Source organism: Paraburkholderia sp. RL17-337-BIB-A (genome assembly GCF_046025895.1).
Taxonomy (GTDB): Bacteria; Pseudomonadota; Gammaproteobacteria; order Burkholderiales; family Burkholderiaceae; genus Paraburkholderia; species Paraburkholderia fungorum_C.
The window spans coordinates 226,939-239,494 of record NZ_JARESY010000002.1 but is presented as its reverse complement, the minus strand read 5'-3'; the positions used below and the strand labels follow the sequence as shown (position 1 = coordinate 239,494).

Annotated in this window: 10 protein-coding genes; 4 read left to right on the top strand and 6 right to left on the bottom strand. The window is 59.7% G+C overall.

The window, feature by feature from the left end:
• Positions 1 to 50 precede the first annotated feature (50 nt).
• The gene (locus P0D84_RS22070) at positions 51 to 791 is read left to right on the top strand and encodes a GNAT family N-acetyltransferase (protein WP_408340355.1); all 741 of its coding nucleotides are present in this window, start codon (positions 51 to 53) and stop codon (positions 789 to 791) included.
• A 214-nt stretch (positions 792 to 1,005) separates the two neighbouring features.
• Here the strand turns inward: P0D84_RS22070 and P0D84_RS22065 are convergent, their stop codons facing one another.
• On the bottom strand, positions 1,006 to 1,545 hold the full coding sequence (locus P0D84_RS22065; RefSeq protein ID WP_408340353.1) for a GNAT family N-acetyltransferase: 540 nt from the start codon (positions 1,543 to 1,545) through the stop codon (positions 1,006 to 1,008).
• Between the two features lie 260 nt (positions 1,546 to 1,805).
• Here P0D84_RS22065 and P0D84_RS22060 point away from each other — a divergent pair, with 260 nt between their 5' ends.
• Positions 1,806 to 2,471: a VC0807 family protein gene (locus P0D84_RS22060; RefSeq protein WP_408340351.1), complete on the top strand. Its 666-nt coding sequence runs from the start codon at positions 1,806 to 1,808 to the stop codon at positions 2,469 to 2,471.
• A 9-nt stretch (positions 2,472 to 2,480) separates the two neighbouring features.
• On the opposite strand, the gene P0D84_RS22055 is transcribed toward P0D84_RS22060, so the two are convergent.
• Complete coding sequence (locus tag P0D84_RS22055) at positions 2,481 to 3,347, bottom strand: LysR family transcriptional regulator (RefSeq protein ID WP_408340349.1); 867 nt, start codon at positions 3,345 to 3,347, stop codon at positions 2,481 to 2,483.
• Positions 3,348 to 3,472: 125 nt separating this feature from the next.
• Between P0D84_RS22055 and P0D84_RS22050 the strand changes: the two genes are divergently transcribed.
• On the top strand, positions 3,473 to 4,417 hold the full coding sequence (locus tag P0D84_RS22050; RefSeq protein ID WP_408340347.1) for an AEC family transporter: 945 nt from the start codon (positions 3,473 to 3,475) through the stop codon (positions 4,415 to 4,417).
• Positions 4,418 to 4,511: 94 nt separating this feature from the next.
• Positions 4,512 to 5,384 carry an AraC family transcriptional regulator gene (locus P0D84_RS22045; RefSeq protein ID WP_408340345.1) on the top strand — a complete coding sequence of 291 codons (873 nt, stop codon included), beginning with the start codon at positions 4,512 to 4,514 and terminating at the stop codon, positions 5,382 to 5,384.
• Between the two features lie 580 nt (positions 5,385 to 5,964).
• Here the strand turns inward: P0D84_RS22045 and P0D84_RS22040 are convergent.
• Genes P0D84_RS22040 through P0D84_RS22025 form a run of 4 tightly spaced genes read right to left on the bottom strand, consistent with a single transcriptional unit; the run spans position 5,965 to position 12,354 of the window.
• Positions 5,965 to 6,810, bottom strand: a complete 846-nt coding sequence (locus P0D84_RS22040; protein ID WP_408340343.1) for a DUF7281 domain-containing protein — start codon at positions 6,808 to 6,810, stop codon at positions 5,965 to 5,967.
• Positions 6,807 to 8,042, bottom strand: coding sequence for a hypothetical protein (locus tag P0D84_RS22035; RefSeq protein WP_408340341.1), 1,236 nt, complete (start codon positions 8,040 to 8,042; stop codon positions 6,807 to 6,809). Before P0D84_RS22035 ends, P0D84_RS22040 begins: the two co-directional genes overlap by 4 nt.
• A 6-nt stretch (positions 8,043 to 8,048) precedes the next feature.
• The gene (locus tag P0D84_RS22030) at positions 8,049 to 8,672 is read right to left on the bottom strand and encodes a condensin complex protein MksE (protein WP_120306472.1); all 624 of its coding nucleotides are present in this window, start codon (positions 8,670 to 8,672) and stop codon (positions 8,049 to 8,051) included.
• A complete protein-coding gene (locus tag P0D84_RS22025) occupies positions 8,665 to 12,354 on the bottom strand; it encodes an ATP-binding protein (protein WP_408340339.1) in 3,690 nt (1,229 codons plus the stop codon). The genes P0D84_RS22030 and P0D84_RS22025 overlap by 8 nt, the downstream gene beginning before the upstream one ends.
• Positions 12,355 to 12,556 lie beyond the last annotated feature (202 nt).

Below are 12,556 nucleotides of genomic sequence, written 5' to 3'. Positions count from 1 at the left end.
TATTGTTCTCCGCAACGAACCATCACCAACTATCGACTGGAGAAGCAGACATGGAACCGAGACGTAACGCCTTCGGGCAGCCTATCGGCGCCCCCGTGCTGGAGTGGAAAGGCGCCAAGGCCCCAGGCCGCGAGCCGCTGGCGGGCAGCTTTTGCCGGATCGAACCTGTGGACGTCGAACGTCATGCGGCGGACCTGTACGAGGCCTACAGCTCGGCACCCGATGGCCGCGACTGGACCTATCTGGCGGTCGGGCCGTTCGAGAGCCTCACCGTGTATCGCGAACATCTGACGCGCATGGCCGCATCGCCTGATCCGCTGCACCACGCTGTGATCGATCTGGCGACCGGCAAGGCAGTCGGCACGCTCGCGCTGATGCGGATCGACCGCGCGAACGGCGTGATCGAAGTCGGCCACGTCACCTATTCGCCGCGCCTGAAGCGCACCCGCATTGCCACCGAAGCGATGTTCCTGCTGATGAGCCATGTGTTCGACGACCTCGGCTATCGCCGCTTCGAATGGAAGTGCGATTCGCTGAACGGACCGTCACGCACGGCGGCGCTGCGCTATGGCTTTACGTTCGAAGGGATTTTCCGGCAGGCGATTGTGTATCACGAACGCAATCGCGACACCGCGTGGTTTTCTGTCATCGACAGCGAGTGGCCCGCCCTGCGCCCGAGCTACGCGCGCTGGCTCGACGCCGGCAACTTCGATGCAGAGGGCAAGCAGATTGAACGGCTAGTGGACCTGATCGCACGGCAGCGGGCAGCGGCGAGCGAAGGCGGTCGATGAGGCAGCCGCCTGGTTGACTGGCATGCGGCCATCACACGGTCGGAGCGAGGATTCCGGCGACACGGTGACATCGCTTTGGCCCCGAGCGACAACATCAGCCACGCGCTTATTCGACCCACACGCGGCCATCGCGCGGCCGGCGGGGCGATTCCAGCGACACGCGGCGACCGGCCAGCGGCCAGCGCGGCTCAGGCGACGCCGCCCATGCGACGGCTCAGGCAACCCCGCCTGCCGCTCGCCGCATCACGATGGTTGGTTTGCCTTTGTACGTCGTGCGAAGCTGTTCGCGATAACCGCATTTATGCGCGACGTGCAGCGACGGCTGGTTGTCCGGCGCGACGATGCAGGCGGTGTCGCCGTCAGGCCAATGCGCGTCGGCCCAGGCGAGCGCGGCGCGCACGGCTTCGGTCGCGTAGCCGCGATTGTGGACGGCGGGGTCGAGTGCCCAGCCGACCTCAGGGGTATCCAGCAACGAAGGCTCGATCTCCCGGTGATAATCGGCAAAGCCGACCTCGCCCAGGAACCGGCCGCTTTCTTTTTCCCGCACCACCCAATAGCCGTATCCCAGCATCGCCCAATGCCCGGCGTAACGCAGCAGACGCGCCCAGACTTCTTCGCGCGTGAACGGCTTGCCGCCGATATAGCGGATCACCTCGGGATCGGACCACATCGCATAGCTGTCGAGGAAATCGTCGCGCGCGTGCGGGCGCATGATGAGGCGGTCGGTGGTGAGGAGCGCGGGGCGGGTGGGCATGGTGAGCGAATAGTTAGCGTGGACGCTTTCAGGGTTAAGAAGCGTTGAAGCGTGCCTGGATGATCGCAGATTTTTTGTGCACCAGGTTCACTGCCACGATCCAGGCGACGCTCGCGCCGCACTGCAAACTCTGGCGTGCAAAGGGGCTTCGCCCTACACTCCCTGGGTACGCATGTGCTGCCAAGCCGGTGCGATAAGCCGCGTCGGCGAGCCGCGCGCGCAACTCGTGCACTACTGCCACGCTTATCGCCGCTCCGTCCATGAAAGCCCGCCTGCGCTACCTATCCGCGCTGATCGTGAACGTCGCCTTGCCGTGGCTCGCGTACCGGCTCGCATTCCCGCACTATGGCCATTCCGGCGCATTGGCCGCGTCGGCGCTACCGTTGATCGCGTGGATGTGTTGGGACCTGCTGCGCTACCGCCATTTCGACGCGCTCAGCGCGCTTGTGCTGGTCGGCATCGTGCTCTCGCTGATCGCAACGGCCTTGGGCGGCGACCGGCTAATCGGCGCGATCGAAGAGCCGATGGTCTCCGGCATGATCGGCGTGTCCTTCCTGATCTCGTTGACTTTGCGGCGGCCGCTGGTGTTTTACCTCGCTCGTTCGACGATGTCACGCGAAGACCATCGCAGCGCCGAGAGCTTCGAGAAGCACTGGCGCGAGCGGCCCATCCTCGCCGCTTACATCCGCCTGATGACACTCGTATGGGGTCTCGGCATGACAGGCGAGAACATCCTGCGCAGCCTGATCGTCTGGCATTGGCCGAACGACCCGCGCGCGGCGGTCGCCTCCGAAGTACTGCGCTACGGGGTCTACGCCGGCCTGACGGGGTGGACCTTCTGGTGCCGACGGCGCATCAAGCAGGACTCGCTGCGCTATCCCGACGACCCGCCGTCACCCGCCGACAGCACGCTCGCAAGTTCATGAAGCCACCCCTCACGTCAACTCAAGAAACCGCGCCAGACAGGGATTGCGATTAGCCGGCGACCACGCCAGCACCTGCTCGATCAGCGGCGCGTCAACCAGCGGCCGGAACACCACGCCCGCGAGTTGCGTCTTGCGCATCGAGGCCGGCACCAGCGCCACCCCCACGCCTTCATCGACAAGACTGAGCACGGTCTGCTGCAACTGCACTTCGAAGCGGATATCCGGTTCGAAGCCGCCCGAGCGGCAATGCTCGAGGATGGTCGCGCGCAAAGTCGGCGCGACTTCCTCCACCGCCAGCACGAATGGCTCGCCCGCCAACTGCGCGATCTTCAGACGCCGTGCGCGTGCTCGCGGATGACCACGCGATAGCGCAACGCACAACGGCTCGCGGAGAATCGTGCGCGTGGCGAGGCCCTTGTCGGGCACGTTCGGAAACATGATCGCCGCGTCGATCTGGCCGGCCAGCACCTGTGCGGCCAGATCGTTCGAGACGACCTCGCGCAAGTTCAACGCCACCTCGGGAAACGCGGCGCCGAAGGCGCGCGCATAGCCAGGCACGACGTTGTACGCGGCGCACATCGTGAAGCCGATGGCGAGCTTGCCGGCGTCGCCGTGCGCCGCGGCTTGCGCGTTGCTGACCGCCTGTTCCACCGACGCAAGAATCGCCTTCGCATCGGCGTAAAAGCGCTCGCCCGCCGCCGTCAGCGTGACACTGCGCGGACTGCGCTCGAGCAGCGTCACGCCCAGGCTCGCTTCCAGCGCCGCCAGTTGCCGGCTCAACGGCGGCTGCGACAGATTCAGGCGCGCCGCCGCCCGGCCGAAATGGCGCGCCTCGGCCAGTGTCACGAAGTAACGCAGCGGTTTGATATCGATCACGACGCCCTCAGGCTGAACGACGATGCAAAAAAGGTATTGTCGGAGACCAAAAACAGTATTGGATTGTATCAACGCAAGCCACTACGCTGGCGCATCGCTCCAACCGCCCACGCCTATTTGCACCGATGTTAGCCACTCTTGAGATTCTGCTTCCCGTATTCGGTCTGATTTTCGCGGGCTTTGCCTGCCGCCGGCGCGGCGTGCTGGGACCGAATTCAGCATCGGAACTGAACCGCTTCGTGGTCTGGCTGGCGCTGCCGGCTCTGCTGTTCGACACGATGGCACGCGCCACCTGGCAGCAGCTCTACCAGCCAGGCTTCGTCGCGACGTTCTCGATCGGCTGCGTCAGCGTGTTCGTGCTGATTCTCGTCATCCGCATGCTGAGTGGCCGGCATCTGGCCGATGCGAGCGTCGACGCGATTGCGGCGTCGTATCCGAACACCGGCTACATCGGCTTTCCACTCGCCCTGATCGCGTTCGGCTCAGCCAGCCTGACGCCGACCACGATCGCCACGATCCTCGTCGCGTGCGTGCTGTTTGCGGTTGCGATCGTGCTGATCGAAATCGGCTTGCAGAGCGAGCGCACGCCGCACAAGCTAGCGCTGAAAGTGCTGGGCTCTCTGGCGCGCAATCCGCTGATCGTGTCGCCGATCGCGGGCGTGCTGTTCGCCAGCACCCACGTCGCGTTGCCGCAGAGCGCGGAGACGTTTCTGAAGCTGCTGAGTGGCGCCGCCAGTCCGTGCGCGTTGGTGAGCCTTGGCTTGTTCCTCGCGGAAAAGCGTCCGTCGGAGGCTGGCTCGGGCGGCATCTCGCTGTTGCTGACCGGGGTCAAGCTGCTGGTGCAGCCGGCGCTGACGTGGTGGCTCGCGGCGCGCGTGTTCGGGCTCTCGCCCTCGCTCGTCGAGATGGCCGTCGTGCTGGCCGCACTGCCCACCGGCACCGGCCCGTTCATGCTGGCCGAGTTCTACCGGCGCGAGGCGCACATCACGTCGCGGACGATTTTGCTGTCGACGGTGGGATCGGTGGTGACCCTTTCGGTGCTGCTGATGTTGATGGGGCACCGCACGTAACGGAATCCAGGCGCCGCTTCGGGGCTCGCGCTATGCTTTGCGCACGGACCAGCAAGGTCCGCGACCTTCATACGCGACAGCAAACCGAACCGCCGTGCCTAAAGCCCGACCTCCCGAACTCCATGACGACGCCGATGCCCGCTCGCTCGCGCGGCACTATCCGCGTGGACTGCGCATCGATCCGCATTCGCACACGTGGGCGCAGGTGCTGTACGCGGTCTCGGGCGTGATGTGGGTGGAAGTCGGCCGCGAAGCGCTGGTCGTGCCGCCGCAGCGCGCGGTATGGCTTCCGGCCGGCACCGTTCACTCCATCCACATGATGAGCGAGGTGGAGATGCGCAATCTCTATCTGCACGAGCGCAATGTGGGTCATCTGAGCCGGCGCGGCGACGTGTTCGAGATCAACGGCCTGCTGCGCGAACTCATCGCCTCGATTGCGGAACACGAGCGCACTCATGATCGTGACGAAACCTATCTCGACGCCGCGTATCGTCTCGCCATGCTGGAACTGGGGCACGCGCCGCGCTCGTCGCTGCGCATCGCGCTGCCCGACGCCTCGGACCGGCGGCTCGATGCGTTATGCCGCGCGGTGATCGACAACCCGTCGATCGCGATCAGCTTCGAACAGCATGCGGCTTCGGTCGGCGCGAGCGTGCGCACGCTGGCGCGCCTCTTCACGCGTGAGTTGGGAGTGGGCTTTGCCGAATGGCGGCGTCAAGTGCAACTCGCGGTCGCCGTGTCAGGCCTGGCGGAGGGACGCTCGGTCAGCAGCATCGCGCGTTCGCTGGGCTTCCAGCCGAGCAGCTTTAGCGACATGTTCCGGCGTGAGTTAGGTGCGCCGCCCACCGGCTTCGATCCGGGCGGCACGCTGAGCGAGGCCGCTTCTGAGGCTTCGCCGGAGCCCGCGCAACACAAGCTGTCCGCCGACAGCGGAGCCGCTCGCGCTGACAGCCAGGCCACTCGCTAGCAGCTGAACGGTTCACGCTGAAAGCCGAGCCATTTCGCGCTGTCAATCACACAATCCCCTGCGAATCCCCAACGCGGCCGACGTGTCCGTGAACAAAAGAGTTGAGAATCCCGATCCTGTAACGACAGGGGTTCCGGCTAGGATTCAATACCCGCCTTCCAGCGAAGTGTCGTGAAACGACCCCAAAATCCCCGGACTGGCCCGAATGCCTTAAACGCAAAGTCGTGAAAGCAGCGCCAACACAACGTTCGCGACGCTGTCGAAAACGTTCGCAAATTGGCCAGCGCTACCCGCTCGGCACACCACTTTTTCGAAGAATGCAGGTCGGGAGATTAAACGTTTCCAGAAAACCTATTGCGACAACATGTGATACCGCGCCAACATTCATCGGTTCCTTACACGACTGATAACTTGATTACGCATGTCGCGTCGGCTCTTCGCCGCATGTAAGCTAACCCTTGTCTTTGACAAATCATCCACGGTTTGCCAGATTTCGCCGTTCCGATCCTTGTTGTGCGTGTGGCAATCCAGCTGCTCACCCTTTCCATTACCTGCGGAGGCGAGTCACGCACTGAAAAGCTTAACTGCGCAAACACAACCGCTCCTGCGGAAGAGCACTACCACTTGCTCGAACGAGAGCCCACAATCGTTTGACGTCTGGGTGACTTGCCCTGTCTAGAGTTGCCAGTGCACCGGGCAGTTGTTGATTGTATCGATCGTGCATATGCGAACTCTCCAGAAGCTTGCGAAGTTCTTCGTCAGGAGGCGCAAGGACTCCAGCGAGATGCGGTAGCCGCGCCGCGATTGCGAGTCCTTCAGGGTCATAATCAGGTGCTGACCACACCGGCCGACCGAAGGCCTCGATAAATCGCATGGCGGCGCCCACTGATGCGGTCGTTGACCCACCGCGCCACAGGATGAGCGGATTGGGAGATACGTGGCTTATGTCCAGTTGCAAACCTTTTACATGCTCAAATACCTCCCAGTTTTCAACAACGACCACTGCGTCGTGCTGAAGAGCGTCGAGCGCCTCGGCGCAGGTCCATTCCATATTCGCCGTAGGCGGTAGGAAAATTGGTGCGCCGCCAGTAACGATAGCTTTTTCGTTAAGCGCCTTAAAGGCAATGCGCTGCGAACGGACTGCTACGCCCGCCCATTTTTCGTCTGGCCCAATCTTCAGCGCTTCAGAACGACTGAGATTTGTCCACGCATCGAGAGCTGTCTGCGGATCGATATTGTCTGCCCTTAACCAGGACCGGATTCGCTCCTTGTGCTTTTCGTTGAATAGAATCCGACGGCCCCTGGGAAGACCGATTCCGGTATCTTTGACAAACTCTAGCAATGTCGCAGACTTAACAAACTCAGTCTGCTCAATCGGGCTCTGGACAATCCGAAGCAACGCCCTTGCAAGACTCTTATCGGTCACGGTAGGAGCCTCGACACAACAATATCGGTGAGTGGAATCACTCCGGACAGACGCTCTGCCTGTCCAGAAACATGTTCGAAACGCAGCGTCGCATGCCGAGGAAGATTTTTCTCCTCCTCGTGTAACAAACAGAGCAACCAGATGTCATCGTCAAGCGTGGCGATTTCCACATGACCCGCTTTCCATTCCAGCGCAGAAACGGGTGTCGAGTCCAGATTGTCGAGCATCACAGACACGGCTTCTTCCCATGCCTGCGGCCGTGCCTCGTTCTCATCAGACTCAATTGGTGCGTCAGCTAACAGCTTACCTATACGAGGCGCAGCGATAGTGATCGGCTTGATCGCCGGGATGGATCTCGCGATGTCTAGAAGAATTTCGTCCTGCGCAGTATTCTGCACGCAGGCATGCGCAACTAGCTGAATATCCGCCGCGCGCCTTGTCCAGTCCGGCGTATCGGGAATGCTTTCGACGTCCGGCGGAACGTACGCTGGAGTCCTTTTCAGGAATAGCTCGAACGAACGCATGCGTCGCGCGATCAACTCAATCTGCCGCGTCCGGAACAGGTATTCACGCAGTATCGCTGTGATGTCGAGTAGCTGCGCGCGCCACTCTGCAAGATGATCTGCAATCTGTGAACGGTACGACTCCAGCATGCGCTCACCCTCGGGCGTGGACTCGAGCGAATGGATCATGTCTCCTGACTGGATGGCGCTCAATGCCTCACTGATACGCTCTACCCGGTCGAGATAGAACTCGTTCTGACGACGCTTCTCGGAGTAGCTGCTTACATTTGCGAACCTGTTGTCAGCCTGTATTCGCAGCGACTGCAATGCGGCCGTGACGCTGTCTGCGAGCTCGAATACAGCGCGGTCAAACTCATCGATATATCGGTCAGCGTCATCGATCCGGCCGTCAAATACTGCGTCAGCAACGAGACCGGCAATGTTAGGCAGCCGCTGGGCGAGCTCCGACACATTGGCCCCTGCCGCCGAATAGAGCCGCTCAATCTGCAATACTTCATCGAGATGCTTCGACAGGGACGACGCGAGACGATACGTCCCTTCCCTGTAAGGTACAAGCACACGCGCCTGGGTGAGCTCGAATATTCCCCGCCCACCGTCACGAGTATCCGATGCGTCAATCGATCCCCGGTGATAAGCCGTCGCGATCAGTTCTTTGTACCTGGAAAGCTTTCCCAGATAAGCGATGACCAAATCTGATTTTTCAGCCATATAATTTTAGATGAGCAGGGCTGTCGTATCCTGCTCGTCCCCCATGTCGTCCGGAATGCTGTCCGTCGTCATCAGAAACTGCACGATTTCGGTCAAATATTCAATCTTGCCAGTAACTTGATAGATCTCACGATCCGCATTTGAAACGACCAGATAGCCGTTATCAACAAGAAAGTTGAGCTGCCTGTCCAGGCTACCCTTCATCTTGCCGTCCGTGGCGCCGCCACGCCCCACCGTTGCCATCGCCTGAAATTCGGCCCGAAGGCCGGGGTTGCCGTCGATAGCGGCCATAAGGGCGTGCGCTTCAATCTTGTCCCCACGCGAATAAAAGACTTCCTGATTGGTCGCTCGCATCGCTTTCACGAAAAAATCGACGAGAAACCTGATCTTCTGTTTGATTTGCGTGAACTCGTCCTTTATCGCGCGTTTCTCGTCCTGATCGATCCGGTCGTAGGCCGCATACCATGCGCCGCCTTGCTCGGTCGTGGCGAGCGTTCGATTGATGCGAGCGAGATAGGCGTTCGCGTCCTTCTGATGCGCATCTACGGCCAAGAACCTATAGGCATCCGGATAACGCACCTCACAAACAAATTCGCCGGAGAGTAACAGGGACATCGCTACGTCAAACATTGAAAACCTCGTCTGTCTCATCAGCTGCGTTATGTACCGGAACCGGCACAGCCGGTGACGGATCGTAGATGCGCCGGTCGCCGCTGATGGAACGCCGGTTTCGGAACAGCGCTAAAACATCCGGTTTTGGGTCGGGGCACGCTGTCACTAACGTGATGTTATTTTTCGTCAGAATTTCGACAAGCAATATGACGTTCCCGGTGTCGAGCGCGCCAATCTCGTCAAGCGCCCATACGACATTGATAGGAGTGTTGCCTCGCACACGGTTGATGAAAGCGACAAATATCAACACCATCGCGATATACGACAGCCCGTTAGAAGAAATCCGTTCAAGGTCTTCGGCCTTTTTGAACGGGCGGCGATTGCCGTTCTCGATGACTTCACCCTGAATTCGAACGAGATTGGTCAATTCTGCCTGAATGCCCTCCTTTAACTGCCAGTGATTGAGAAGCTCGCGCAGTGCAATGCCAAACTCCGGCGGCGGCAAGTCCGCAAGGTCACCCTCCATCCATTCACGACGGGATTCGGTGACCCGCTCAATGGTGCCCCAGTACTCCAGCTCCCGAATGGACGACACGATTTCGACCGTCAATCCTCCGATACTTCGGAAACCCTGGTTAGAGTTAAGGCTTTCCTGCAGTTCGCGATTGAACTGCTGAACCTTCCGATGGAAGGTATCCATACGGTCCCGAAAATCTCCAACCGCCTCGGCGATAGTCCGCGCATCGACCCGGAGCAGATTTCGGCAGTGCTCGTGGTCGGTCGCGTACCATGCTTTGAACAAGGGTACCCACTCTCGCGGCCTGTCTGACCGGTCCGGTCCGATAATTTGCCTTTGTGTTTCGTAATACTGGTCGGACGGGGAGTGTCTGCTGGACGTGAACACCCGCTTAATCGCACCAATCTCCTGCTGGAGACGGTCCTCATGCATGCCAAGCGCGCGACGCTGCTCGTTCGTCTGACCGACCAGTGTGACAGCCTGCCATGCAGGGTCGTATTCAGGAAGCGTGTCCGTATCGACCGGATAGGGAGCCAAAAGATGTCGATGACGTCCAAGCTGGGCTCGCTTACCCCCAATTTCATCCAATCTTTTGCCGATATCGCTAATGCGCCCGTTTCGTTGCTTCGCGTCCTCCTTCCACGAGTTCTCACATGTTTCCAGGGTGCCGGCGTGAACTGCCTTCTCCTTCCGAGCCCGGGCAAGCTCATCTTCATGTTGAGGCTTGCGACTCCACTCCTGGCTCAACCAACGGCGCCAGTCAACAACCAGGTTGCGCGAGTCGGCGATTGTTTTCAACTGTGCAGCGGCAGTTGCTATCTCCTCTTCCAGTGCGCTCAGTGCCACTGTGTCAACACCGCTCGCCTTCAGTTTCGCCTTACGCTCGTCGTCAATCTGCGACGTTGCAATTTCATAACGCTTTTTTTCGTCGGCTTCGTTGTGGTCAATGTCGTTCAACGATTCCCCAAGTTCGCGCTTGATATCGCCAGCGCGTTGGTCGTGTCTGGTCGCAAGAGCAGACAACTCCTGCTCCAGCCGTTTGCGATGCTCCGACAGCTTTTGCTGAGCGGCAGTCCGGACACGCGTCGCTTCGGTATGTGCTTGCTGCGCAGCTTCCCTGGCGGCGTCGCGACTTCGTTGCACTTCAAGCCGAGCGGTCTTCAATTGCTGTTCAGCGGACGACTGTGCCGCCTTCGCCGTTGCTGTTTCGGCCGACCGAAGGTTGACTGACTCTTCCGCGCGCTGCCTCTCGATGGCATTCTGAGAAAGAATTGCCTGTTGCTCCTCTACACGCAACTCAAGCCGCTTCAGCCCCTCCCGGGTCGCCTCCATGGCCCGCTGCATTGCAAGTTCATCGGCTACAAGCGGCGTGTCCAAAGGTTCCAGGTCCAGTTGAAGACCGTACACACTGTCCTGAATCGCACCGATAACCGGAGATAGGTCGGTACGCGTCAGAATATCCTCACGCAGCACCTTGGCAATGTCACGAGCCCAGTCTGGTCGCTTGTCGCGCAAAACATAGAGGACGCTACTCTCATCGGGCGACGCCTGCATCAGGAGAGAATCGAGATGCTTATTATCGTTCGTGATCTGGACGCCGAGATTGCGCAGCTGACTCTCGGTCTGCGAGAACGCGGTGCGTCTTTGTTCGTATGCCTTTTTCGCTTCGTTTTCGTGCTCGATGGCGATTACGTGCCTTACACGTGCATCATCGGCTTTAGCCTGCTGTTGCTCCGCGATTTCGACCAGTTCCGGCGCAGGCTGCGGATTATCCAACTGCTGCTTTGTCTGGCCCACACTTTGTGTAGCGTGGTCGACCGACGCCTGAATTTCCTTCTCAGCCGCCTCGGATGCCAGTCGCGCAGCGTTTTCCTGCTGCCGGCTTTCAACGTGAAGCGCGTCCAGCCGAGACTGGCTTGCTTCCCTCACTTTCGCACGCCGCCGCTCAAACCCAACCTCTCTATCCTTGTGTTCCAGCGCAGCACCATCAAGTATTTTTCGATACTCGTCTTCGATGTTCGACAATTCACTGAGTAAGGCGTTTTTGCGCAAAGCCAGTTGCGTGTGACTTTGTGCAATCTCGTTCTCACGGTCAAGCAGGGTTGCTTTGGCCTCCACGCCCTGATCCCGGTAGTGTTCCTGTTGTCGATGTAAAGATTCGAGCTTTGCACCAGTTTCAAGTATTGCGCGATCGGCTGTGCGAATCAGCTCGAGCATGTCACGACGTGCCTCAAGATACACCTGCTCCGCAGTCGTCAGCTCCTGCCTGGCTAGAGTCTGCTCGCGTTGTTCTTGCAGTTGCTCGTCTTCGAGCATCCGGTCGAACGACAAAAATCGCCCATGGATGTTCCGAAGTTCCTGTTCGGCGGCGAGCACTGCGTCGTACGATCGCTGCACCTGGTCCATCCGATGTGCCTCGCCCATCACGGCTGCGTAGCTCGCGAACGCATCCGGCCACGCCTCAATCTTCTTTCGCTCCGCACCCAACGCGATTTTTCCTGCAGCGTCGGTCACAGTCGCAACGATCATCCGTTGCAGATCGACGAAATTAGACTTGCGCATAAACATCCCAAACACGATGCGCTCGATGTGTAGCAGCGGATGGGTACCCGGTCCGTAGGCATAGTCGAGAATATCGCGACGATGCTGCTTGAGGTCTGACCCGTGAGCTCGCTTGGCCTGGATGATTGCGCGATACTGGTCAAGCGGCATTTTTCTCGTGCAATGTGCGCCGTTCACTTTAAGTCGCTCTAGCAGATTGGCGTTTTCAACAAGGGTGGCCTCGTCGTCGTGCACAAACCACTCACGCCGATACCCGCTGCGTACAAATCTATATTCCACACCATCGCCTGACGCATCCGCGCAGAGAATCGCGCAGCATTCAACTCCATCTCGCCGGTATTCAAAGACGATGTATGACGTGGATCGCGGCAAGTAATAGCGTGCGAAATTCCCCTGATTGCTGACCGGCTTCACAATCCGGTCGGGCCGCTCGCCATAGAACGCTGGAATCAACTGAAGCAACGAGGTCTTCCCTCGTCCGTTGGGGCTCACGATTGCCGTCCCGCCTTCAACAGGCAATTCCGTGATTCGACCGGCGGTATAAGAATCGACCAGCAACACGCGCTGCAGCGCAAAGCGTGGCCTCTCATGTACCGCGTGCGTCGTGACTGGATCGCTCACATTAACCCCTGTTCAAAACATCGATGACTATAAGTAGCTTTATACTATGCATAGCTTTACGCTACATGTAGCGCAGAGTAATGGTCGATGTTAGTATCTGTCAATACTGGATATAATTACAGGGTCGGCTCCGCCTCGGCGGTGGCGTCACTTAACTCGCGCCTCGGGTTTTCCGGACAGGACCAGCCTCGTGCCTCAAACC